The organism is Pseudoxanthomonas kalamensis DSM 18571 (assembly GCF_010211745.1).
GTDB lineage: Bacteria > Pseudomonadota > Gammaproteobacteria > Xanthomonadales > Xanthomonadaceae > Pseudoxanthomonas_A > Pseudoxanthomonas_A kalamensis.
Map to the genome: position 1 here is coordinate 204,771 of NZ_PDWQ01000003.1, position 22,129 is coordinate 226,899.

22 protein-coding genes and 1 tRNA gene are annotated in these 22,129 nt (G+C 67.0%); 16 read left to right on the forward strand and 7 right to left on the reverse strand.

Going from position 1 to position 22,129, the window contains the following annotated elements; genetic code table 11:
• Positions 1-7: 7 nt before the first annotated feature.
• Positions 8-1,261 carry a glutamate-5-semialdehyde dehydrogenase gene (locus tag CSC70_RS07310; RefSeq protein ID WP_162456014.1) on the forward strand — a complete coding sequence of 418 codons (1,254 nt, stop codon included), beginning with the start codon at positions 8-10 and terminating at the stop codon, positions 1,259-1,261.
• 346 nt (positions 1,262-1,607) lie between these two features.
• Here the strand turns inward: CSC70_RS07310 and CSC70_RS07315 are convergent, their stop codons facing one another.
• Positions 1,608-1,820, reverse strand: coding sequence for a hypothetical protein (locus CSC70_RS07315; protein WP_162456015.1), 213 nt, complete (start codon positions 1,818-1,820; stop codon positions 1,608-1,610).
• 116 nt (positions 1,821-1,936) lie between these two features.
• Here CSC70_RS07315 and CSC70_RS07320 point away from each other — a divergent pair, with 116 nt between their 5' ends.
• Positions 1,937-2,563 (forward strand): hypothetical protein, encoded by a 627-nt coding sequence (locus tag CSC70_RS07320; RefSeq protein ID WP_162456016.1) that lies wholly within the window; start codon positions 1,937-1,939, stop codon positions 2,561-2,563.
• 354 nt (positions 2,564-2,917) lie between these two features.
• On the opposite strand, the gene CSC70_RS07325 is transcribed toward CSC70_RS07320, so the two are convergent.
• A complete protein-coding gene (locus CSC70_RS07325; protein ID WP_162456017.1) occupies positions 2,918-3,070 on the reverse strand; it encodes a hypothetical protein in 153 nt (50 codons plus the stop codon).
• An 89-nt stretch (positions 3,071-3,159) separates the two neighbouring features.
• Here CSC70_RS07325 and CSC70_RS07330 point away from each other — a divergent pair, with 89 nt between their 5' ends.
• Positions 3,160-3,408, forward strand: coding sequence for a hypothetical protein (locus CSC70_RS07330; RefSeq protein ID WP_162456018.1), 249 nt, complete (start codon positions 3,160-3,162; stop codon positions 3,406-3,408).
• 675 nt (positions 3,409-4,083) lie between these two features.
• On the opposite strand, the gene CSC70_RS07335 is transcribed toward CSC70_RS07330, so the two are convergent.
• From CSC70_RS07335 to CSC70_RS07350, 4 genes are all read right to left on the reverse strand, one after another.
• Positions 4,084-4,160 (reverse strand) — tRNA-Pro (locus CSC70_RS07335).
• A 79-nt stretch (positions 4,161-4,239) separates the two neighbouring features.
• Complete coding sequence (gene cydX, locus CSC70_RS07340) at positions 4,240-4,353, reverse strand: cytochrome bd-I oxidase subunit CydX (RefSeq protein ID WP_162456019.1); 114 nt, start codon at positions 4,351-4,353, stop codon at positions 4,240-4,242.
• Between the two features lie 21 nt (positions 4,354-4,374).
• Complete coding sequence (cydB, locus tag CSC70_RS07345) at positions 4,375-5,523, reverse strand: cytochrome d ubiquinol oxidase subunit II (protein ID WP_162456020.1); 1,149 nt, start codon at positions 5,521-5,523, stop codon at positions 4,375-4,377.
• 25 nt (positions 5,524-5,548) lie between these two features.
• The gene (locus CSC70_RS07350) at positions 5,549-7,120 is read right to left on the reverse strand and encodes a cytochrome ubiquinol oxidase subunit I (protein ID WP_162456021.1); all 1,572 of its coding nucleotides are present in this window, start codon (positions 7,118-7,120) and stop codon (positions 5,549-5,551) included.
• A 166-nt stretch (positions 7,121-7,286) separates the two neighbouring features.
• Here CSC70_RS07350 and cydD point away from each other — a divergent pair, with 166 nt between their 5' ends.
• Positions 7,287-8,978, forward strand: coding sequence for a thiol reductant ABC exporter subunit CydD (gene cydD / locus CSC70_RS07355; RefSeq protein WP_162456022.1), 1,692 nt, complete (start codon positions 7,287-7,289; stop codon positions 8,976-8,978).
• Positions 8,975-10,645 carry a thiol reductant ABC exporter subunit CydC gene (gene cydC / locus CSC70_RS07360; protein ID WP_162456023.1) on the forward strand — a complete coding sequence of 557 codons (1,671 nt, stop codon included), beginning with the start codon at positions 8,975-8,977 and terminating at the stop codon, positions 10,643-10,645. The genes cydD and cydC overlap by 4 nt, the downstream gene beginning before the upstream one ends.
• Before the next feature lie 24 nt (positions 10,646-10,669).
• On the opposite strand, the gene CSC70_RS07365 is transcribed toward cydC, so the two are convergent.
• Positions 10,670-11,416, reverse strand: coding sequence for a Crp/Fnr family transcriptional regulator (locus tag CSC70_RS07365; protein ID WP_162456024.1), 747 nt, complete (start codon positions 11,414-11,416; stop codon positions 10,670-10,672).
• 103 nt (positions 11,417-11,519) lie between these two features.
• Here CSC70_RS07365 and hisS point away from each other — a divergent pair, with 103 nt between their 5' ends.
• The 11 genes from hisS to CSC70_RS07420 all read left to right on the forward strand — a co-directional run bounded on the left by hisS (position 11,520) and on the right by CSC70_RS07420 (position 22,091).
• The gene (gene hisS / locus CSC70_RS07370; protein ID WP_162456025.1) at positions 11,520-12,902 is read left to right on the forward strand and encodes a histidine--tRNA ligase; all 1,383 of its coding nucleotides are present in this window, start codon (positions 11,520-11,522) and stop codon (positions 12,900-12,902) included.
• A 126-nt stretch (positions 12,903-13,028) separates the two neighbouring features.
• Complete coding sequence (locus tag CSC70_RS07375) at positions 13,029-13,352, forward strand: YerC/YecD family TrpR-related protein (protein ID WP_162456026.1); 324 nt, start codon at positions 13,029-13,031, stop codon at positions 13,350-13,352.
• Between the two features lie 10 nt (positions 13,353-13,362).
• Positions 13,363-14,277 carry an ATP phosphoribosyltransferase gene (gene hisG / locus CSC70_RS07380; RefSeq protein WP_162456027.1) on the forward strand — a complete coding sequence of 305 codons (915 nt, stop codon included), beginning with the start codon at positions 13,363-13,365 and terminating at the stop codon, positions 14,275-14,277.
• Positions 14,278-14,291: 14 nt separating this feature from the next.
• On the forward strand, positions 14,292-15,590 hold the full coding sequence (hisD, locus tag CSC70_RS07385; protein WP_162456252.1) for a histidinol dehydrogenase: 1,299 nt from the start codon (positions 14,292-14,294) through the stop codon (positions 15,588-15,590).
• A complete protein-coding gene (gene hisC, locus CSC70_RS07390) occupies positions 15,587-16,684 on the forward strand; it encodes a histidinol-phosphate transaminase (protein WP_162456028.1) in 1,098 nt (365 codons plus the stop codon). The genes hisD and hisC overlap by 4 nt, the downstream gene beginning before the upstream one ends.
• Positions 16,681-17,757 (forward strand): bifunctional histidinol-phosphatase/imidazoleglycerol-phosphate dehydratase HisB, encoded by a 1,077-nt coding sequence (gene hisB, locus CSC70_RS07395; RefSeq protein WP_162456029.1) that lies wholly within the window; start codon positions 16,681-16,683, stop codon positions 17,755-17,757. The genes hisC and hisB overlap by 4 nt, the downstream gene beginning before the upstream one ends.
• Positions 17,758-17,773: 16 nt before the next feature.
• Entirely contained in the window at positions 17,774-18,373 is a 600-nt protein-coding gene (hisH, locus tag CSC70_RS07400) for an imidazole glycerol phosphate synthase subunit HisH (protein WP_162456030.1), read from the forward strand.
• Between the two features lie 9 nt (positions 18,374-18,382).
• Positions 18,383-19,117 (forward strand): 1-(5-phosphoribosyl)-5-[(5-phosphoribosylamino)methylideneamino]imidazole-4-carboxamide isomerase, encoded by a 735-nt coding sequence (gene hisA / locus CSC70_RS07405; protein ID WP_162456031.1) that lies wholly within the window; start codon positions 18,383-18,385, stop codon positions 19,115-19,117.
• A complete protein-coding gene (hisF, locus tag CSC70_RS07410; RefSeq protein ID WP_162456032.1) occupies positions 19,111-19,884 on the forward strand; it encodes an imidazole glycerol phosphate synthase subunit HisF in 774 nt (257 codons plus the stop codon). Before hisA ends, hisF begins: the two co-directional genes overlap by 7 nt.
• On the forward strand, positions 19,877-20,485 hold the full coding sequence (hisIE, locus tag CSC70_RS07415; RefSeq protein WP_162456033.1) for a bifunctional phosphoribosyl-AMP cyclohydrolase/phosphoribosyl-ATP diphosphatase HisIE: 609 nt from the start codon (positions 19,877-19,879) through the stop codon (positions 20,483-20,485). The genes hisF and hisIE overlap by 8 nt, the downstream gene beginning before the upstream one ends.
• Positions 20,486-20,522: 37 nt before the next feature.
• A complete protein-coding gene (locus CSC70_RS07420; protein WP_425501544.1) occupies positions 20,523-22,091 on the forward strand; it encodes a calcineurin-like phosphoesterase C-terminal domain-containing protein in 1,569 nt (522 codons plus the stop codon).
• Positions 22,092-22,129 lie beyond the last annotated feature (38 nt).

Genomic DNA, 22,129 nt, shown 5'->3' on the forward strand with positions numbered 1-22,129 from the left:
CCCGCGCATGAGCGACATCAAGACCCTGGCACTGGCCTGCCGCGATGCCGCGCGCGGTGTCGCCCAATTGGAGACCGACGCCAAGAACGCGATGCTGCGGGCGATGGCGCAGGCCTTGCTGGACGACCTGCCGGGCATCCTCGACGCCAATACGCAGGACATGGCGGCGGCTGCGGAAAAGGGCATCGGCGAAGCGATGCTGGACCGGCTGCGGCTGGACGAAGCGCGGGTGCAGGCGATTGCCGCGGCGCTGCGCGAGGTCGCCGCGCTGCCCGATCCGGTCGGCCAGGTGACCCGCAGCGAAACCCGCCCCAACGGCATCAAGGTCGAGCGCGTGCGTACCCCGCTGGGAGTCATCGCGATGATCTACGAGGCACGCCCCAACGTCACCGCCGACGCCGCGGCGCTGTGCCTGAAGGCCGGCAACGGGGTGATCCTGCGCGGCGGCAGCGAGGCGATCCATTCCAACCGCGCCATTGCCGCCGCACTGAAGCGGGCGATGGCAGCGGCCGGCATCGACCCTGCCGCGCTGACCCTGGTCGAGGACCTGCGCCGCGAAACCATCCTCGAACTGATCCAGCTCAACGACATCGTCGACCTGGCAATTCCGCGCGGCGGCGAAGGCCTGATCCGGTTCGTCGCCGAACACGCGCGGGTGCCGGTCATCAAGCACTACAAGGGTGTCTGCCACCAGTACGTTGATGCCGGTGCCGATATCGAACTGGCCGTGCGGCTGGCGGTGGACGGCAAAGCGGCGCGGCCAAGCGCCTGCAATTCGCTGGAAACCCTGCTGGTGCACGCCGACATTGCAGAAGCCTTCCTGCCGCGCGCCGGCGAGGCGCTGGCCGCACGCGGGGTCGAACTGCGCGGCGACGCACGCGCCTGCGCGCTGCTGCCGATGGCCGGGCCAGCCAGCGAGGACGACTACGCGGCCGAATACCTGGACCTGATCCTGGCCGTGCGCGTGGTCGATTCGCTGGACCAGGCCATCGCCCACATCCTGCGCTACGGCTCCGAGCACACCGAGGTCATCGTCACCCGCGACGAAGCGCATGCGCAGCGCTTCATCGACGCGTTGCGTTCGGCGGTGGTGATGGTCAACGCGTCCTCGCGCTTTTCCGACGGCGGCGAACTGGGGCTGGGCGCGGAGATCGGCATCTCGACCACCCGCCTGCATGCCTACGGTCCGATGGGGCTGGAAGCGCTGACCATCGAGCGCTACGTGGTGCGCGGGGCAGGGCAGACCCGCAACATTCCCTGAGCGGACTCGTCCGGGCAGCGCCGGTACCGGAATAGCCGGAATAGGTTGGGGTGAGCATGCGAACCCCAACATCCTGACCCATCAATGCGGGCCTGTTGGGGTTCACTCCGTTCACCCCAACCTATGCGCTGACCATCGAGCGCTACGTGGTGCGCGGGGCAGGGCAGACCCGCAACATTCCCTGAGCGGCTCGCCCAGGCAGTGCCGGGACCGGGAAAACCGGAATAGCCGGAATAGGTTGGGGTGAGCTTGCGAACCCCAACACCCTGATCCATCAATGCGGGCCTGTTGGGGTTCACTCCGTTCACCCCAACCTATGCGGCCCTATGCGATCCGTGTCGCGGAATCAGCCGAAGGCGGCGACCTTGCGCAGCTGGCCGTTGTCGTCCTTCCGGACCACGGCGGTCGGCAGGCCCTGGGTCAGGTGTCGAGCATCGGCCATCAGCGTGGCGATTTCCTCGGCCTTGGCGCGCTCGGGAAACCACAGCACCGGCTTGCCGTTGTCGAATAGTTGCCAGCCGCCATACGACGGTTCCAGCTTGAGCGTCGATCGGTCCATGCCGGCAGCATGCGCCCCCGCGCCCGCCCGGTCTGTCGGACGGAAGCGGATCGTAGTGTAGGAAAAGTCTGACGGGGGGGCGTCAGGAAGTAGCCTTGCAGGCGAGGCGATGCGGGATGCGCCAAGAGGGGATGCTGGAATTGTTGTCTACAGATGTTATATACATCTTTGTGCCGCTATTCGGCGGTCTAAATGGCGTTAGGCGCATTCAATCAGGAGTTCTCGTGAATCACAGGCTTTTGTTCGCTTTTTTTCTAACTTTCTCAGGCATTGCCAATGCGCAGGTGTTCACTTATGACAATGAGGGTGAAGTATTTGGCGCAGCAATGATGTCCCTTCATACAAAAGCACCACTTGTGGACAAGGTCATGTCCTATTGTGCAAATGAGGGAGCCATTGATGACCAGAAGGCCGTTGATACAACTAATGCATGGAAGAAACGAAATGCTTCATACTTAGCGCTCGCACCAATTCTACTTGAGGAGATGCATCAGACTGCAGTACGTGAAAAGCAGGTTGATGCATGGCATGTCTTTATAGAATCCACAATGCCTAAACAGATTGAGCTTGCGTCTTCAATTCTCGTTGATCAGCTGAAAGCCCTTCCTGAGATCAGTCAGAGAAGAACAATGTGCATGAATCTTTCCAATGCAATTGATAGTGGAAGACTCGATCATGCAAACGAAGATCCAGCGATTCAAACGTATCTAAACAAGCGATTGTTGAGTAAGACGACAAAGTAGTTTCTTCACGTCCAATGCGCCTAACAATTCGTTCAAGCCGAGCCCGCTTCGCGGTCTCGGCGGATCGGCTATCATCAAGTGTCGCTGGTACCGCTCGCGGGCCGGCTTAACTCAGGCGTTTAGGTGCGCAGATTGTTCTCAAGGATTCTTGACGTACCAATCTACTACCGCAGTCCTGACAGGTTGGGCGGCAATGCTGGCTGGCGTTGGTTCTACTTCAATGAGACTGTCGGTTTCATTTGGCTTGAGTCTCGGCCTGATGCCATACGCGCGGAATACTGTTTCATTCGGCAACGCCCTTCTCGCGTTCTAGTCCGCCGGGAGTTCGAGCCTCGTGGCAAGCTGTTCCAAGTATCATGCCGCGGCCTCACGAATGCTGAGATTTTTGGTCGGCTCTTGGCGGCCTTCGGCGATTTCCAAAGCAGTGGGTTCTTGCAGTCGTTCTGGATAGATCTTGGTGCGTTCAAGGTTGCCGGGCCAAGCATAGACTGGCAGCATCACGTTCATGGCAAGCGCACCTAACAATTCATTCAAGCCGAACCTGCTCCGCGTGTCGACTTGATTCAGGCGTTAGGCCACATGGTTAAGGAGAGCAGATGAATTTGTGGATTCTGTTCTTCGTGCTGCTTGCCTATGCAGTCATTTGCCAGCTTGGTGTTGTTATGCAACTTATAAAACATCAAGTGTCGGTGCCCTGGCTCACTTTGGCGGTTCCCCTGCATTTGTTTCAGCGATGCCAAGCGCATCGCACCAAGCTGGGAACTGCACTGCAATGGTGGAGCCTCAGCGCAGATTTCGCGGTTTTGACCTGCTTTGTCTTGGTTCTTGCTGGTTGGCTGCGGTAGAAGCTTGTAAGGCCTAATCCGTAGGGTGGCACCTGCGCAGAGTCGTAGGGCGGGCTCAAGCCCGCCTCCCCCGGCTTGCGGAGCTTTCCGCTCGGCGTTCCGGGAAAACATGCCGGCCCGCCGGCCTCGACAGGCGGCCTTCCGCCCGAATTTGTCCGTGCGCCCGCTTCCGAGGCCCGCGCGCCGGCTTATTTGCCCGGCCGGCGGGCCGAATTTCCCCGCGCTCGGCCCTCGGAAGCCCGTCGGCCGAGCAAAAAGCTCCGTCCGCCGAGCAAATAGGCTCGTCTGCCGAGGAAAAAGGCTCGCCAGCCGAGCAAATAGGCCCGCTGGCCGAGCAAATAGGTCCGTCCACCGAGCAAATAGGCCCGCGCACGGAGCAAATAAGCCAGCCGGCCGAGCTTTTTTCCCCGCCCGCGGACAAATTATCTCCGCCGTTGGACAAATTTTGTCCAAATCCATCCGGTCGCAGGCGGCATCCGCGCAGCGGATGGCCTGCCTTCGGTGGCTGGAAGCGGGTCGCCGCAGGGTGACAGGGTGCCCGGCGATGGAGCATTCGGCGCATGGCGCTTCAGGACGGTTCGCCCTGCATGTGCCGGCGGTTGCCGTGCACCGCGGCATGTCGCGGCCACGAAAAAACCGCCTTGCGGCGGCTTGGTCGTAACCCATTGATTGGATTGGTCGGGGAGACAGGATTCGAACCTGCGACCTCTACGTCCCGAACGTAGCGCTCTACCAGACTGAGCTACACCCCGACTTGGGTGAGCCGCGCATTTTAAGGGGCGCGGGCGGGGCGGGGCAAGGGGCGCGTGGGGCGCCCCTTGCCGGTCCGGGTCAGGACTTGCCGGCCTTCTTGTCCTCGTCGTCGCGCATCTCGAACCACATGCCGTTGAGGATGGCGAAGGTGGCGGCCAGGCCGACGCCGAGAATCCAGGAGAAATACCACATGAGTTTGTCCTCGTCCGAAGGTCAGTAGGCGTTGGGGTTTTCTTCCAGGTCGTTCTCGGTGACCTTGCCGCGCAGCACCCGGTACACCCAGGTGGTGTAGCCCAGGATCAGCGGCAGGAAGATCACCGTGGCCAGCAGCATGACCCACAGGGTCAGGTGGCTGCTGGAAGCATCCCACAGCGTCAGGCCGGCATTGGGCACGCTGGAGGAGGGCAGCATGAACGGGAAGATGGCAAAGCCCACGGTCAGGATGATGCCGGTGATGCTCAGCGAACTGCCAAGGAAGGCCAGCCCGCCCTTGCGCCGGCGCAGGCATACGGCCGACACCAGCGCGCCGAGGATGCCGGCGATGGGCGCCAGCGCGGTCAGCGGCATGTCGGCGTAGCTCTTGAACCACAGGCCGGCGCCGGTGACCACGGTCTTGGTCAGCGGGTTGGCCGGGGCGTTGGGGTCGATCACCGAATCCACCCGGTAGCCGGTGATGCCGGCGGCAATCCAGACCCCGGCCAGGGCGAACAGCACCGCGGTCAGCACCGCGGCCACGCTGCCGTACTTGGCCGCGCGTTCGGCGACCGCGCCTTCGGTCTTCATCACCAGCATGCCGGCGCCGTGCGCCACCAGCATCGCCACGCTGACCAGCCCGGCCAGCAGGGCGAACGGGGTCAGCAGGCCGAAGAAGCCGCCGGTGTAGATGGTGCGCAGGTTGCTGTCGAAGTGGAACGGCACCCCCAGCAGCACGTTGCCGACCGCCACGCCGAAGATCAGCGCCGGGACCGCGCCGCCGACGAACAGGCCCCAGTCCCACATGCTGCGCCAGCCGGCGCCGGGCATCTTGCTGCGGAACTTGAAGCCGACCGGGCGCAGGATCAGCGCGAACAGGATCACGAACATGGCCAGGTAGAAGCCGGAGAAGCTGACCGCGTACAGCGGCGGGAAGGCGGCGAAGATGGCGCCGCCGCCCAGGATCAGCCACACCTGGTTGCCTTCCCAGACCGGGCCGATGGTGTTGGTGACGATCCGGCGCTCGCTGTCGGTGCGGGCGACGAACGGCAGCAGGGCGCCGACGCCCAGGTCGAAGCCGTCCATCACCGCGAAGCCGATCAGCAGCACGCCCAGCAGCAGCCACCAGATCACCTTGAGGGTGGCGTAATCGAGAGGAATGAAATCCATGAGGGTCTCCTAGGTCCGGTCCGGACTACTGCGTGATGGCGGCCGCGGCGGCCGGGGCGGAGGAATCCAGCGACAAGGGCTCGTCGTGCGGGCCCTTGCGGACGGTCTTGGCCAGCAGCTTCACCTCGATGATGAACAGCGTGGTGTAGATCAGGACGAAGCCGGCCAGGGTCAGGGCGATGTCCTTCAGCGCCAGCCCGGAAGCGGCGTAGAAGGTCGGCAGCACGCCTTCCACCGCCCACGGCTGGCGGCCGAACTCGGCCACGAACCAGCCCAGCTCCGCGGCCAGCCACGGCAGCGGCAGGCTCCACAGCGCCATCTTCAGGAACCAGCGCTTCTTGTCCGCCTTGCCGACGGTCACCAGCCAGAAGGCGATGGCGAAGAAGGCGATGAAGTAGAAGCCCAGCCCGACCATGACCCGGAAGCTCCAGAACAGCGGGGCCACACGGGGCACGGTGTCCAGCGCCGCCTGCGCGACTTCTTCGGGGGTGGCATTGCCGATGTCCTCGCGGTAGCGCTTGAGCAGCAGGCCGTGGCCGAGGTCGCGCCAGTGGCGGTCGAACACGTCGCGCGCTTCGGTGTCGTTGCGGTCGGCCTGGATCCGGCGCAGCGCGGCGTAGGCGACCTGGCCGCTGCGGATGCGGTGCTGGGCGTGGTCGACCAGTTCCAGGATGCCGGGGATCTCGCCGTCGATCGAGCGGGTGGCGATCAGGCCCATCGCGTAGGGAATCTTGACCTCGAGCTTGTTGCTCTGGGTCTCCTGGTCGGGGATGCCGAACAGGGTGAAGTCGGCCGGGGCCTCTTCCGTATGCCACATGGCTTCGATCGCGGCCAGCTTCATTTTCTGGTGCTCGGTGGCGGCGTAGCCGCTTTCGTCGCCCAGCACCACCACGCTCAGCGCCGAGGCCAGGCCGAAGCTGGCGGCCACCGCCATCGAGCGCTTGGCGAAGTCGCGGTGCTTGCCGCGCAGCAGGTACAGCGCGCTGATCGACATCACGAACATGGCGCCGGTGACGTAGCCGGCGCTGACCGTGTGCACGAACTTGGCCTGCGCGACCGGGTTGAAGATCACTTCCAGGAAGTCGGTGATCTCCATGCGCATGGTGTCGGGGTTGAACACCGCGCCGACCGGGTTCTGCATCCAGCCGTTGGCGACCAGGATCCACAACGCGGAGAAGTTGGCGCCCAGCGCGGTCAGCCAGGTCACGGTCAGGTGCTGGACCTTGCTCAGCTTGTTCCAGCCGAAGAAGAACAGGCCGATGAAGGTCGCTTCCAGGAAGAACGCCATCAGGCCCTCGATGGCCAGCGGTGCGCCGAAGATGTCGCCGACGTAGTGGCTGTAGTAGGACCAGTTCATGCCGAACTGGAACTCCATCACGATGCCGGTGGCCACGCCCATGGCAAAGTTGATGCCGAACAGGGTGCCCCAGAACAGGGTCATGCGTCGCCACACGTCGCGACCGGTCATGACGTAGATGCTTTCCATGATGGCCAGCATGAACGACAGGCCCAGCGTGAGCGGGACGAACAGGAAGTGGTACATCGCTGTCATGGCGAACTGCAGTCGCGACAGTTCGACAATGGTGGAATCGACCATGGCGTTGGCTTCCGGCTTTGGGTAATGGCGAGTATCGTATGCCTGTTCAGGCAGCGATGTATTGATCAGGATCAACCTGGAAGTCGCCGTCCCTGCGGCCATCCGGCCGTCCTGCAGTTGCGAACCTTTTCCTTCGCACCGCATTCGATGGAGCCATCCTAGCGCAATGAATCCGCAAGCGGTGGAAGACCCGGCGCGGGCGCGCAAGCGTCGTGCGGCCTGGTTGCAGGCGCAGCTGGCGCCGTTCGCCGGCCGTTTCCGGCGCTCGCTGGCCTGCACGGTGCTGTCGGGCTGGCTGCTGATCGCGCAGGCGGGATTGATTGCGCATATCGCCGCGTCGGTATTCATCGACCATGCATCGCCACGCGGGCTGTGGCCGGCGTTCGCGGCGCTGGCCGCGGTGCTGCTGTTGCGCACGGCCCTGGGCCATGCCGCGCAGCGGCTGGCGGCGACGGTGGCCGAAGCGCTGAAGTCCGGCCTGCGCACGCGGCTGGCCGCGGCGGTGCTGGCGCGCGGACCGTTGTGGCTGCGCGGACAGCGCAGCGGCGCGCTGGCCGAACTGTCGGTCGCCCATGTCGATGCCACCGAGGGCCACTACACCGGCTTCCTGCCGGCGCGGACCGAGGCGGTGTGGGTGCCGTTGCCGATCCTGCTGGCGGTGTTCGCGGTGGACTGGGTGGCCGGGCTGGTGCTGTTGCTGACCGCGCCGCTGGTGCCGGTGTTCATGATGCTGGTCGGCTGGGGCGCGGAAGCGGCCGGGCGCCGGCAGTTGCTGGCGCTGGCGCGGGCCGGCGCGCATTTCGCCGACCGCCTGCGCGGGCTGGACCTGATCCGCGTCTATGGCCGTGGCGAAAGCGAGCTGGCCGGGGTGGTCGCGGCGGCCGACGACGTGCGCGACCGCAGCATGCAGGTATTGCGGATCGCCTTCCTGTCCTCGGCGGTGCTCGAGTTCTTCGCCTCGGTCAGCGTGGCGCTGATCGCGGTGTATTTCGGTTTCAGCTTCCTCGGCATGATCGCGCCGATCGGTCCGGGCGCGCATTCGCTGTTCGCCGGCCTGTTCTGCCTGCTGCTGGCGCCGGAGTTCTACGCGCCGCTGCGGCGGATGGCCGCGCATTACCACGACCGCGCCAATGCGCTGGCGGCGGCGGGCGAGATCGAGCAGGCGCTGGGCACCTTGCCGGAACCCGCGCCGTTGCCGCAGCCGACGCCGACGGCTCGCGCGGCGACGGCGGTGCAGGTCGAAGCGCTGACGCTGCGCCATGCCGGCGCGCGGCAGTCGGTGCTGGAAGCGCTGTCCTTCGCCGTGCCCGCCGGCGGGCGGCTGGCGTTGGCGGGCGCCAGCGGCGGCGGCAAGAGCACCCTGCTGGAGGCGATCGCCGGTTGGCTGCCGCCGGAACAGGGGCGCATCGATGTGGCGCCGGGTGCGCGGATCGCCCTGGCCGGGCAGCGGCCGTGGCTGTTCCAGGGCAGCATCGCCGACAACATCCGCCTGGGCGCGCCGCAGGCCAGCGACGCCGCGGTCCGCGCCGCGGCCGAGGCGGCGCAGGTGTGGCGGTTCGCCAGCCATCTGCCGGACGGGCTGGACACGTTGATCGGCGAACGCGGTTTCGGCCTGTCCGGTGGCGAGGCGCGACGGGTCGGGCTGGCGCGGGCGCTGTTGCGCGATGCCGACCTGCTGCTGCTGGACGAGCCGACCGCCTTCCTTGATCCGCAGACCGAAGCCGATCTGCTGCAGGCGCTGCACCGGCACGCCGAAGGGCGCACCGTGATCGTGGCCACCCACAGCCCGGCAGTGCAGGCCTGGGCCGGAAGCGTGCTGTGGCTGCCGCAAGGCCACGGCGAAGGTGGTGCGGCATGAGCGCGGCGGCGCGCAATACCGCGGCGGTCATCGGCCGCCACTGGCGTGCCATCGTGCTGGCGGTGGCGTTGCTGCTGGCGACAATGCTGGCCGGCGTGGCATTGCTGGGGGTGTCGGGCGGCTTCCTGACTGCCGCCGCGCTGACCTTCGGAGTGGCCGGCAGCTTCAATTTCTTCTCGCCGTCGGCCGGCATCCGCGGCCTGACCCTGTCGCGGATCCTGTCGCGTTACGGCGAGAAGGTGGTGGGGCATTCGGCGATGTTGCGGATCGCCCGCGACCTGCGGGTGTGGTTCTTCCAGCGTGCGTTGCGGCTGACCCCGGCGCAGCTGGGACGGCTGCGCACCGGCGACCTGATGGCGCGGTTGCTGGGCGACATCGGCGAGGTCGATGGCTTGCTGGTGCGGGCGCTGGGGCCGCTGTTCGCGCAGATGGCGCTGGGGGTGGCCGCGGTCGCGGTGGCGCTGGCGATCTACCTGCCGGCCGGACTGTGGCTGGCGGCGTTGGCGCTCACGGTCGGCGTCGGCGTGCCGTGGCGAGTGGCGCACGGCCGGCAGGCCGACGAGGAAGCGCGTGCCGCGGCCCGCAATACCCTGCGCGCACAGGTGCAGGAGGCCTGCGAAGGCGCGTCCGATCTGGCCGCGCTGGGGGCCACCCCGGCCTGGCTGGATGCGGTCGGCCGCGCCAGCACCGCGCTGGGCGAACGCGAAACCGCCCGCCGGCAACGGCTGATCGGCGGCAACGGCTTGCATGCGCTGGTGTCGGCGATCGGGCTGCTGGGCATGCTGGCCTGGGTCTGCTTCGGTGTGGCCGAGGCCGGTCTGCCGGCGGCGCAGGCGGCGGCGGTGTTCTTCATGACCCTGGGCGCCATTGAGCTCTGGGCTGGCGCCGGACTGGCATGGCAGGCGCTGCAGGCCGGGCAGGTGTCGATGCGGCGAATCGACGCCATCGCCGCGCAAGCGCCCACGGTGGTCGATCCGCCGCAACCGCAGCCGGTGCCGGCGCGCGGCGAACTGTCCCTGCGCGGCGTGCGCTTCGCCTGGAGCGACGCCGGCCGCGAGGTGTTGCAGGGCATCGATCTGGCCGTGGCGCCGGGGCGACGGATCGCCATTCGCGGCGACAGCGGCGCCGGCAAGTCCACGCTGTCGGCGCTGGTGCTGCGCAGCGTCGATCCTTTGGCTGGCGAAGTCGCCTGGGCCGGCATCGACCTGCGCCGGTTCGCGCAGGCCGACTGGCACGCACGGATTGCCTGGTTGCCGCAGAACGCGCCGCTGTTCGCCGGCAGCCTTCGCGAAAACCTGGTGTTCGGCGCGCCACAGGCCGAAGACGCTTCATTGTGGAAGATGCTGGAACAGGTGCGGATGCGCGACTGGGCCGAGGCCAACGACGGCCTGCAGACCTGGATCGGCGAGAACGGCGCCACCCTGTCCGGCGGCCAGGCGCGGCGGCTGGCGCTGGCCCGCGCCCTGCTGCGCGATGCGCCGCTGGTGCTGCTGGACGAACCGACCGAAGGGCTGGACCACGACACCGCGCAGGCGCTGCTGCGCGACCTGCCGCAATGCCTGGGCGAGGAGCGCAGCCTGCTGATGATCACCCATGGCGAACTGCCGCCGGGCACGGTGCACGAAACCTGGGTACTGGAAGACGGCCGCCTGCGCCGCGACGCCTGACCGTCGCGGCCATGCGATTCCGGATCAGTCGACCGCGTGGGCCAGCTTGATCAGGGCGGCGTGGTCGAGGATTTCGATGATCTGCGGGTCGGGCAGGGCGATCACGCCCTGTTCGCGCAGGCGGGTGAAGCTGCGGCTGACCGTTTCCACCGTCAGTCCCAGATAGTCGGCAATGTCGCTGCGACTCATCGGCAGCACCAGCGGATTCGGCGGCAGCCCGCGATTGCCGTCGCGGGCGCGCTCCTGGAACATCACCAGAAAGCTGGCCAGCCGCTCCAGCGGCGCCAGCCGCGCCAGCAGCAGCATGGCGTCGTGGGCCGAGTCCAGTCCGCGGCAGGCGCGCTCCAGCAGCTTGTATTCCAGTTGCGGGAAACGCTCGCGCATGCGGCGGAGGTCGTCGCGGTCAAAGGCGCAGACCCGGGTGTGGGTTACCGCCTCGATGTTGTAGCGATACACCGGCGCTTCGCTGAGGCCGACGAAATCGCCCACGTGCAGGAATTCGGCGATCTGGCGGCGGCCGTCGGGCAGCGAGCGCACCAGCCGCAGCATGCCGGAGGTGACGCTGTAGGCCTGTCGGCAAGGCTGCCCGGTGCGGGCCAGCACGCCATTGGCGGGGATGTCGATGCGGTTGGCGTGGCTGCCCAGCTCGGCGGTTTCGGCCGGGTTCAAGACCGAACACACCGCCAGCTCATGCGCGGCGCAATGGCTGCAATCGACCTGCGACGAGGCCGAATGATGGATTCTGCAGTGGGCAACGGCGGTCTTGGACATTGGCATAGCCTCGGTTACACATGATACCCCTCCGCGGCCTGCGCGTGGCGGATAGAATGGGTTTTCACCCGCGACTTTGGCCGTACCCGGAACCTCCCCACGCATGATCAAGCCCCGAACCCCGCCCGGCGTCATGGAATTGCTGCCCCGCGAGCAAATCGCCTTCCAGCGCATGCTCGATACGGTCAGACGCAATTACGAACGGTTCGGCTTCCTGCCGGTGGAGACGCCGGTATTCGAATTGTCCGAGGTGCTGCTGACCAAGTCCGGCGGCGAGACCGAGCGCCAGGTGTATTTCGCCCAGTCCACCGGCGCGCTGGAAAAGACCCTGGATGGCCTGCCCGAGCTGGCGTTGCGCTTCGACCTGACCGTGCCGCTGGCGCGCTACGTGGCCGAACACGAACACGAGTTGGCATTCCCGTTCCGTCGCTACCAGATCCAGCGCGTGTACCGCGGCGAGCGCGCCCAGCGCGGCCGCTTCCGCGAGTTCTACCAGTGCGACATCGACGTGATCGGCAAGGACGCGCTGAGCGTGCGCTTCGACGCCGAGGTGCTGGCGGTGATCCACGCGGTGTTTTCCGAACTGGGCATCGGCGATTTCACGATCCAGCTGAACAACCGCAAGCTGATGCGCGGCTTCTTCGAATCGCTGGGGGTGGCCGATGGCGAACGCCAGGCGCTGGTGCTGCGCGAGGTCGACAAGCTGGACAAGCGTGGCGCCGATTACGTGCGCGAAACGCTGACCGGCCCGGATTTCGGCATGGCGGACGAGGCGGTGCAGCGGATCCTCGATTTCGTCGCCGTGCGTTCGAATGGGCACGACGACGCGCTGGCGCGGCTGGATGCGCTGGGGCAGGGCAGTGCGACCTTCAATGCAGGCATTGCCGAATTGCGCGAAGTGCTGGCCCTGGTCAAGGCGCTCGGCGTGCCGGAATCGGCGTACTGCCTGAACTTCTCCATTGCCCGCGGCCTGGATTACTACACCGGCAGCGTCTACGAGACCGTGCTGGACGACTATCCGCAGATCGGTTCGATCTGCTCAGGCGGCCGTTACGAGGATCTGGCCAGCCACTACACCAAGTCCAAACTGCCCGGCGTCGGCATTTCGATCGGTCTGACCCGACTGTTCTGGCAACTGCGCGAGGCCGGGCTGATCAGTGGCGTGGACGAAAGCAGTGTGCAGGCCATGGTCGCGCTGATGGACGATGCCGGCCTGTCCGGTTCGCTGGACCTGGCCCGTCGCCTGCGCGCCGGCGGCATCAACACCGAAGTGCAGATGGAGCCGAAGAAGATCGGCAAGCAGTTCCAGTACGCCTCCCGCGCCGGCATCCGCTTCGTCGTGCTGTGCGGCGAGGACGAGGCCGCTCGCGGTGTGGTCGCGGTCAAGGATCTGCTGCGCGAGCAGCAGTTCGAAGTGGCCCGCGAAGAGCTGGCCTCGACCCTGAAGGTCGAGCTGGAGCAGGCCCGCGCCCTGGCCGGGCGCTGAGCCCGGCCGGCGCGATCTCCGACTGTCCCGCACCGGACCTGCGCTGTCATGACCGGCGGGCTTGACCCGGCCCGGCGGCATGTATTAATGTACTAGCGTGTTATTACATTGGATGTATCGTCGAACATGAAGCAGCGCCCCGACAACGACGCCAAAAACGCAGCGGTTTCGCTGCAAGCGCTGTCGCGCGCGCTGGCCCAGCTGTCGCGCCCGGACGAAGTGCGCGATTTCCTTGCCGACCTGTGCACGCCGGCCGAGCTCGAGGCGATGGTCGACCGCTGGCGGGTGGTGCCGCTGCTGCAGAAAGGCGTGCCCTACCGCGAAATCCACGAACTGACCCAGGTCAGCGTGACCACCATCGGCCGGGTCGCGCGCACGCTGGAATACGGCACTGGCGGCTACGCCAACGCCCTGCGCCGCCAGCAGACGCGCGCGTCCGCCTCCCACTGAAGTTTTCGCCATGAGTCCGATTGCAGCCCACGCGGCGCGCGACCGTTTGCGCATCGCCATCCAGAAAAGCGGCCGCCTGGCCGAGCCGGCGCGCTCGCTGCTGGCCGCCTGCGGCCTGAGCTGGCGCGAGAGCCGCGACAAGCTGTTCTGCTACGGCGAATCGCTGCCGGTGGACCTGCTGCTGGTGCGCGACGACGATATTCCGGGGCTGATCGCCGACGGTGTCTGCGACCTCGGCGTGGTCGGCCGCAACGAACTGAACGAGCAGGCCGGCGAGCGCGCCGCGAACGGGCTGCCGCAGGCCTATTGCGAACTGCGTCCGCTCGGCTTCGGCGGTTGCCGGCTGATGCTGGCGGTGCCGGACGAGTGGGACTGGCAGGGTCCGGCGCAACTGCAGGGTCGGCGCATCGCCACCAGCTACCCCAGCATCCTTGCGGCCTGGTTGCGCGAGCAGGGCATCGAGGCCGGCGTGGTCGAGTTGTCCGGTTCGGTCGAGATCGCGCCGAAGCTGGGCACCGCGGACCTGATCTGCGACCTGGTCTCCAGCGGCGCCACCCTGCGCGCCAACCTGCTCAAGCCGGTGGAAACCCTGCTGGAAAGCGAGGCGGTGCTGGCCGGGCCGGTGCGCGAATTCGACGACGCCCGCGCCGGGCTGATGGCCATGCTGCTGCGGCGCATGGACGGAGTGCTGGCACGCCGCGACAGCAAGCTGCTGATGTTCCGTGCCGAGCGCGATGCGGTCGATGCACTGGCGCGACTGCTGCCGGAAGCCGATCCGCTGACCGCGCTGCCCGGTGGCGAGGACGGCCCCCTGAGCCTGCAGACCATGTGCCATGGCGCGGTGACCTGGCAGTTGCTGGAAGAACTGGAACGCGCCGGCGCGCGCGGACTGATGGTGCTGGGCGTGGAGAGGGCACTGGAATGAACGTCATGCCCGAGATGCCGATCCTGGACTGGAGCGCGCTGGATGAAGATCGCCGCCGGAAAGTGCTGGCGCGCCCGGTGCAGGGTGTGGCTGCGGCCACCCGCGAGGCGGTGGAGGCGCTGCTGGCGCAGGTGTGCGAAGTCGGCGACACCGCGTTGCGCGAGATCACCCTGCGGCTGGACAAGGTCGAACTGACGGCTTTCGAAGTCGGCGACGATGAATTTGCCGCTGCGCAGGCGGCGGTGGCGCCGGAACTGCGCGCATCGATGCAGCGCGCGGCCACCCGCATCGAGGCCTTCCATCGCGCCGGCATGGCGCAGGGCTATGCGGTGGAAACCGCGCCGGGCGTGGTCTGCGAACGGATCGTGCGACCGATTGCCCGGGTCGGCCTGTATGTGCCGGCCGGCAGCGCACCGCTGCCTTCCACCGCGCTGATGCTAGGGGTGCCGGCGCGGTTGGCCGGCTGTCGCGAAGTCGTGTTGTGCACGCCGCCGCGCACCGACGGCAGCGCCGATCCTGCAGTGCTGGTGGCGGCGCGACTGACCGGCGTGCATCGGGTGTTCAAGCTGGGCGGTGCGCAGGCGGTGGCGGCGATGGCCTACGGCACCGAAACGGTGCCGCGTTGCGACAAGATCTTCGGGCCCGGCAACAGCTATGTCACCGAGGCCAAGCAGCAGGTGGCGCAGGCGGGCGCGGCGGCCATCGACATGCCGGCCGGGCCATCGGAGGTGCTGGTGATCGCCGACGCCGGCGCCGATCCGGCCTTCGTCGCCGCCGACCTGCTGTCGCAGGCCGAACACGGTCCCGATTCGCAGGTATTGTTGCTGTCCGACAGCGAACCGCTGTTGCAGGCGGTGCGCGGTCAGATCGACGCGCAACTGGCCGCGTTGACGCGTGCGCAGATCGCAGTGCGCGCGTTGTCGGCGTCACGCCTCATTCGGGTGCAGGCGCTGGACGAGGCGTTCGCGATCAGCAATGCCTATGCGCCCGAGCACCTGATACTGGCGCTGCGCGAACCGCGCGCCTGGCTGCAGCGTGTCGAGGCCGCCGGTTCGGTATTCCTCGGCGACTACACCCCGGAAGCGCTCGGCGACTACTGCAGCGGCACCAATCACGTGCTGCCCACCAATGGCGCGGCGCGCGCCTGGAGCGGAGTGGGGGTCGGCAGCTTTCAGAATTTCGTCAGCGTGCAGTCGGCCAGCCGCGCCGGCATCGACGCCATCGGCGGCGATGCGCTGACGTTGGCGCGGGCCGAGGGTCTGGATGCGCACGCCAATGCGGTAGCGTTGCGGATGGGCGGGGAGGTGGCATGAGCGCGAACGGCGACGAGAGCCTGCTGGCGCTGGTGCGCGAGGACCTGCGCGGATTCGGCGGCTATGCTTCGGCACGCAGCCAGTCCTTCCAGGGCGAGGTGTGGCTGAACGCCAACGAGTCGCCGTGGGCCAATCCGGCAGACGGCAGCGGCGGCAACCGGCGCTATCCCGATCCGCAGCCGCAGGCGCTGTGCGAACGCCTGGCCGGGCTGTACGGCTGCTCGCCCGAACAGCTGCTGGTCGGGCGCGGCAGCGACGAGGCCATCGACCTGCTGGTGCGCGCACTGTGCGTACCCGGCCGCGATGCAGTGGTGGTGACGCCGCCGGTGTTCGGCATGTATGCGGTCAGCACGCGCCTGCAGAATGCGCCGCTGGTCGAGGTGCCGCTGCGCGATACCGAAGCCGGATTCATCGCCGACATGGATGCCATCGCCGCAGCCGCACTGCAATCGCGGGCACGGCTGGTATTCCTGTGCTCGCCGTCCAATCCCACCGGGGGCACGATCGCGCTGGAAGATATCGCGGCGCTGGCCGAGCGCCTGCACGGGCACGCCCTGGTGGTGGTGGACGAGGCCTATGGCGAATTTTCCGACCTGCCGTCGGCGATCGGACTGATGGCCCGGCGTTCCAACATCGCCGTGTTGCGAACGCTGTCGAAGGCGCACGCGCTGGCTGCGGCGCGGATTGGCAGTCTGATCGCCGATGCCGCGCTGATCCGGGTGTTGCGCGCCTGCCAGGCACCGTATCCGCTGCCGGGGCCGTGTGTGCAACTGGCCTTGGCCGGGCTGGACGAGGCCGCGCAGGCGCTGACCCGGCAACGCGTGCGCCTGCTCAAGGCCGAACGCATGCAGTTGCAGGCTGCTTTGGTGCGACTACCGGGCGTGTGCCGGGTCTATCCGTCGCAGGGCAACTACCTGCTGGTGCGTTTCGACGATGCCGAACAGGCGTTCCGTTCACTGCTGACCGCCGGTGTGGTGGTGCGCGACCAGCGCGCCGCGCCGCAACTGGGTGATGCTCTGCGGATCAGCATCGGCACTCCGGAACAGAATGCGCGGGTGCTGGCCGCCCTGAGCGCGCAGGAGATTGCCGCATGAGCACGCCGATCCTGTTCGTCGACCGCGACGGCACCCTGATCGAGGAACCGTCCGACTTCCAGATCGATGCTTACGAGAAGTTGCGCTTCGTGCGCGGGGTGATCCCGGCGTTGCTGAAGCTGCGCGATGCCGGTTACCAGTTCGTGATCGTCAGCAACCAGGACGGGCTGGGCAGCGAGGCCTATCCGCGCGCCAGCTTCGACGGTCCCAACGAGCTGATGCTGCAGGTGTTCGAAAGCCAGGGCATCATGTTTCGCGAGGTACTGATCGACTGCAGCTGGCCGCAGGACAATGCGCCGACACGCAAGCCCGGCATCGGCCTGGCCCTGCATTACCTGCGCGACCGCGGCATTGACCTCGAGCGTTCGGCGATGGTCGGCGATCGCGAAACCGACCTGCAGTTCGCGCAGAACATGGACATTCGCGGCTTCCAGCTGGCGACCGAGCAGTTCGGTGGCGAGTGGGATTGGGCCGGGATCGCCCACGAACTGGCCGATGCGCCGCGTCGCGCGATGGTTCGGCGCGACACGAAAGAGACGAAGATCCGGGTTGATGTCGATCTGGATCGGGTTGCCGATCCGCAGATTCATACCGGCCTGCCGTTCTTCGACCACATGCTGGAGCAGATCGGCAAGCACGGCGGCTTCGCGCTGGAAGTGCGCACCGAGGGCGACCTGCACATCGACGAGCACCACACGGTGGAAGATACAGGCTTGGCGCTGGGCCAGGCCCTGCGCCAGGCGCTGGGCGACAAGCGCGGCATCGGCCGCTACGGCTTCACCCTGCCGATGGACGAAACCCTGGCCAGCGCGGCGCTGGATTTCAGCGGCAGGCCATACTTTGTGTTCGATGGCGAATTCCGCCGCGAACGCGTCGGCGACCTGCCGACCGAACTGGTGCCGCATTTCTTCCGCTCGCTGTGCGACGCGGCCGGCCTGAATCTCAATCTGCAGGTGCGCGGTGACAACGACCACCACAAGGTTGAGGCCTGCTTCAAAGTATTAGCGCGTGCGTTGCGGCAGGCGGTGCGCCGCGAGGGCGCGGAATTGCCGTCCACCAAGGGTGCGCTGTGATGCGGAGTACGGCGGCATGAAGGTGGTGCTGGTCGATGCAGGCGGTTCCAACATCGGTTCGGTGCGCTACGCCCTGCAACGGCTCGGCGTGGAAGCCGAATTGACCGGCGATGCCGCCATGATCCGCGCCGCCGAGCGGGTGATCCTGCCCGGTGTCGGTGCGGCAGCGGTATGCATGGCCCGTCTACGCGAACTGGATCTGGTCGAGACGTTGCGGTCGTTGCGACAACCGATGCTGGGCGTGTGCGTGGGTGTGCAACTGCTGTTCGCACATTCGGAAGAAGACGACACCCCCTGCCTGGGCTTGCTGCCCGGCACGGTGCGCAAGCTGGCCGCGGCGCCGGGCGTGCGGGTGCCGCACATGGGCTGGAACACCCTGCAGCGGCATGCCGAATCGTCGCTGACCACCGGGATCGACGAAGGCGCGCACGCCTATTTCGTCCACAGCTATGCGGCACCGGTGGACGAGTTCTGCCTGTGCAGCAGCGAGCACGGTCAGCGCTTCGCCGCCGTGGTCCAGCGCTCTAACGTGGCCGGTGCGCAGTTCCATCCGGAGCGCTCGTCCGCAGTCGGTGCCCGACTGTTGCGCAATTTCATCGAACACGGGCTGAAGTGAGCCGAAGCCATGAGTGAGTTCACCCTCTATCCCGCCATCGACGTGCGCGACGGTCGCGTGGTGCGGCTGGCGCAGGGCGACTACGCGCGCGAAACCCGCTACGGCGACGATCCGCTGGCGTTGGCCCTCGATTACGCCGTGCAGGGCGCGAGCTGGCTGCATCTGGTCGATCTGGACGCGGCGAAGGCCGGTGGCTACACCCTGGTGGCGCTGGTGCAGGGTGCCAGCGCGGCCGGCTTGCAGGTGCAGACCGGCGGCGGCGTGCGCTCGCGCGACGATGTGCAGCGCATTCTCGATGCCGGTGCAGCGCGGGTGGTGATCGGTTCGCTGGCCGTGCGCGAGCCCGATGTGGTGCTGGCCTGGCTGGACGAGTTCGGCGCCGAGCGCATCACCGTGGCGCTGGATGCGCGGCAGGATGGCGAAGGTGCGTGGCGACTGCCGGTGCATGGCTGGACCGAGGATTCCGGTGCGATCCTGGATGCACTGGCGACGCGTTACGCGCAGGCCGGCCTGCGCCACCTGCTGTGCACCGACATCGGCCGCGACGGCATGCTGTCAGGGCCCAATGTCGACCTCTACGACCACCTGCGCGTACTGGCGCCGCAGCTGCGGGTGCAGGCCTCCGGCGGGGTGCGCGCACTGGACGACGTGCGCGTCGCCCGCGAGCAGGGCTGCGCCGGCATCGTGCTGGGTCGCGCCTTGCTGGAAGGCCGCTTCGACGTGGCCGGAGCGCTGGCATGCTGAGCCGGCGGATCATTCCCTGCCTGGACGTGCGCGCCGGCCGCGTGGTCAAGGGCGTGCGCTTCCGCGACCACGTCGACATGGGCAACATCGTCGAACTGGCGCTGCGCTATCGCGATGCCGGTGCCGACGAGCTGGTGTTCTACGACATCGGCGCCAGCCCGGAGGGTCGCTCGGTCGATTACGCCTGGGTCGAGCGCGTTTCCAGCCTGCTGGACATCCCGTTCTGCGTCGCCGGCGGTATTCGCGACGTCGCTACCGCACGCGCGGTGCTGTATGCCGGCGCGGACAAGATTTCGGTCAATACGCCGGCGCTGGAACGGCCGTTGCTGATCTCGGAGCTGGCCGAAGCCTTCGGCGTGCAGTGCGTGGTGGTCGGCATCGACTCGGTGCGCGAGGCCGACGGCGAATGGCGAGTGCGCCAGTACACCGGCGATCCGTCGAAGATGCGCGCGGCCGGCTTGCGGACTCTGGACTGGGCGCAACAGGCGCAGGCGCTGGGAGCGGGGGAGATCGTGCTGAACTGCATGGACAGCGACGGTGTGCGCCGCGGTTACGATATCGAACAGCTGTCGGCGGTGCGCGAATCGTGCACGGTGCCGCTGATCGCATCCGGCGGCGCCGGCGAATGCGCGCATTTCGCCGAAGCCTTCAGCCAGGCCGACGTCGATGGCGCGCTGGCTGCCAGCGTGTTCCACAGCGGCAGCATTGCCATCCCGGCATTGAAGGATTACCTGCACGAACAGGGTATCGAGGTGCGTCGTGACTGATTTTTCCGGACAGCCCGACTGGAACAAGGGTGGAGGCCTGCTGCCGGCCATCGTGCAGGATGCCGACAATCTGCGCGTGCTGATGCTGGGCTACATGAATGCTGAAGCGCTGCAGGCGACCCGCAGCAGCGGCAAGGTGACCTTCTACAGCCGCAGCAAGCAGCGGCTGTGGACCAAGGGCGAGAGTTCCGGGCACTTCCTCGACCTGGTTGATGTGCAACTGGATTGCGATGCGGACACCTTGCTCGTACTGGCGCGGCCGAACGGGCCGACTTGCCACCTGCAACGCCCCAGTTGCTTTCCGCAAGCGCCGGGTGGCTTTCTGCAGGAACTTGATGCGCTGATCGCCGGTCGCCAGCGCGAATTGCCCGAAGGCAGCTACACCACGCGCCTGTTCGAGGGCGGCGTGCGCCGGGTCGCGCAGAAGGTCGGCGAGGAAGGGGTGGAAACCGCACTGGCCGCGGTGGCGCAGGACGACGACGATCTGCTCGGCGAAAGCGCTGACCTGCTGTACCACCTGCTGGTGCTGCTGCGCACGCGCGGGCTGTCACTGGCCGACGCGGTACGGGTGCTGGAGCAGCGGCACGCGGAAAAGGGATAATCGGGGCGGGTCCAGACGAGCGGGGTGGCGAGTGCGGTTGCTTCTGACGGTGGCGATGCTATGCCTGCTGCTGGCGCCGGTGCCGGCGGCGATCGGCAAGTCGTGCAGTGACTTCGTGTTCCGTGACGACAATGGCGACGGTCACCGACAGCCGGGAGAACCCGGCATCGGCGGGGTCATGGTGTCGGACGGCATCACGGTGTCGACGACCGGCGACGATGGCCGCTATCGCCTGCCGTGGCGCGCGGCCGCGACCGTATTCGTGATCAAGCCGGCCGGTTACCGCCTGCCCGAACGTGTCAATGGCCTGCCGGACTTCTGGTTCAACCTGCGCGAGAACCGGGCGCCAAAAACGAAGTACGGCGGCTTGAAGGACACGCTGCGCAGTTGTCGCGGTTTCGCCCTGCAGCCGGCGGCCGACGATGGCAATGCTGGCGATGTGCTGCTGTTCTCCGACACCCAGGTCAAGAACCTGACCGATGTCGGCTATTACGCACGCAGCGTCATCGAGCCCTTGCTCGCGCAGCCGAAGGCGCGACTGGGGCTGACGACCGGCGATGTGGTCAACGACGACCTGTCGCTGTATCCGGCGATGAACGCGCAGACGCGCCGGCTGGGCGTGCCATGGCTGCACATCCCCGGCAATCACGACCTGGATTTCGACGTGGCCAGCGACGCCGATTCGCTGCGCAGTTACCGCAACACCTTCGGGCCGGACACCTTCGCCGCCGAGTACGCCGATGCGGTATTCGTCGGCCTGGACGACGTGATCTACCTGCCGGGGCAGTCACCCTCCTACCAGGGCGGCCTGCGCGAGGACCAGTTCGCTTTCCTGAAGGCTTACCTGCCGACGCTGGGGAAGGATCGATTGCTGGTGATTGGCGTGCACATTCCGTTCTTCGAGGAAGGCCCGCGCGGCTTCCGCGTCGCCGATCGCGAGCGCCTGTTCGCCCTGCTGCAGGAATTCCCGCACGTGCTGCTGCTCAGCGGGCACACCCACAACCAGCGCCACTACTACCACGGTGCCGCCAGTGGTTGGCACGGTGCGCAACCGCTGCACGAGTACAACATGGGCGCGATCTGCGGTTCGTACTGGTCCGGGGTCAAGGATGCGGACGGCATTCCCGACGGCACCATGTCCGACGGCACGCCGAAGGGGTACGCAAGATTGAAGATCGGTGCCGGCAGTGAATATGCGCTGTCATGGCATCCCTCGCACGATCCGCAGGCGACGATGACCGTGCATGCGCCACGCGTGTTGCGCCAGGGTGCGTACCCGGCCTGGGGCGTGTTCGCCAATGTATACATGGGCCAGGACGACACCCGGGTGGAATATCGCGTCGACGGCGGCGAGTGGAAGCCGATGAGGCGGGTGCTGCAGCCGGATCCGGCGCTGCTGGCGGAAAACATGGCCGACGACCTGGCCGAGCAGTTGCGCGGCTTCGACCGTTCGCCCGAGGCCGATCCTTCGCAGCACCTGTGGCGCGGCGCCTTGCCGACCACGCTGGCCGAGGGCGAGCACGAGATCGAGGTGCGGGCCTTCGATCGCTGGCAGGGCGAACAACGGGGTTCGACCCACTATCGATTGCAGACAGCCGAACCTTGAGCGCAGGGTCGGCTGCAGAGGGCAAGGATCCGTAAGCG

Bases quoted from the DNA above. Each gene is read 5' to 3' on its own strand.
- CSC70_RS07315 (WP_162456015.1), bottom strand. From the start codon at position 1,820: ATGGACCGATCGACGCTCAAGCTGGAACCGTCGTATGGCGGCTGGCAA.
- CSC70_RS07325 (WP_162456017.1), bottom strand. From the start codon at position 3,070: ATGAACGTGATGCTGCCAGTCTATGCTTGGCCCGGCAACCTTGAACGC.
- CSC70_RS07375 (WP_162456026.1), top strand. From the start codon at position 13,029: ATGAAGCAGCGCCCCGACAACGACGCCAAAAACGCAGCGGTTTCGCTG.
- hisD (WP_162456252.1), top strand. From the start codon at position 14,292: ATGCCGATCCTGGACTGGAGCGCGCTGGATGAAGATCGCCGCCGGAAA.
- CSC70_RS07365 (WP_162456024.1), bottom strand. From the start codon at position 11,416: ATGTCCAAGACCGCCGTTGCCCACTGCAGAATCCATCATTCGGCCTCG.
- hisF (WP_162456032.1), top strand. From the start codon at position 19,111: ATGCTGAGCCGGCGGATCATTCCCTGCCTGGACGTGCGCGCCGGCCGC.
- hisA (WP_162456031.1), top strand. From the start codon at position 18,383: ATGAGTGAGTTCACCCTCTATCCCGCCATCGACGTGCGCGACGGTCGC.
- CSC70_RS07330 (WP_162456018.1), top strand. From the start codon at position 3,160: ATGAATTTGTGGATTCTGTTCTTCGTGCTGCTTGCCTATGCAGTCATT.
- hisC (WP_162456028.1), top strand. From the start codon at position 15,587: ATGAGCGCGAACGGCGACGAGAGCCTGCTGGCGCTGGTGCGCGAGGAC.
- hisS (WP_162456025.1), top strand. From the start codon at position 11,520: ATGATCAAGCCCCGAACCCCGCCCGGCGTCATGGAATTGCTGCCCCGC.
- hisB (WP_162456029.1), top strand. From the start codon at position 16,681: ATGAGCACGCCGATCCTGTTCGTCGACCGCGACGGCACCCTGATCGAG.
- cydB (WP_162456020.1), bottom strand. From the start codon at position 5,523: ATGGATTTCATTCCTCTCGATTACGCCACCCTCAAGGTGATCTGGTGG.
- cydC (WP_162456023.1), top strand. From the start codon at position 8,975: ATGAGCGCGGCGGCGCGCAATACCGCGGCGGTCATCGGCCGCCACTGG.
- CSC70_RS07310 (WP_162456014.1), top strand. From the start codon at position 8: ATGAGCGACATCAAGACCCTGGCACTGGCCTGCCGCGATGCCGCGCGC.
- CSC70_RS07320 (WP_162456016.1), top strand. From the start codon at position 1,937: ATGCGCCAAGAGGGGATGCTGGAATTGTTGTCTACAGATGTTATATAC.
- CSC70_RS07350 (WP_162456021.1), bottom strand. From the start codon at position 7,120: ATGGTCGATTCCACCATTGTCGAACTGTCGCGACTGCAGTTCGCCATG.
- cydD (WP_162456022.1), top strand. From the start codon at position 7,287: ATGAATCCGCAAGCGGTGGAAGACCCGGCGCGGGCGCGCAAGCGTCGT.
- cydX (WP_162456019.1), bottom strand. From the start codon at position 4,353: ATGTGGTATTTCTCCTGGATTCTCGGCGTCGGCCTGGCCGCCACCTTC.
- hisH (WP_162456030.1), top strand. From the start codon at position 17,774: ATGAAGGTGGTGCTGGTCGATGCAGGCGGTTCCAACATCGGTTCGGTG.
- hisG (WP_162456027.1), top strand. From the start codon at position 13,363: ATGAGTCCGATTGCAGCCCACGCGGCGCGCGACCGTTTGCGCATCGCC.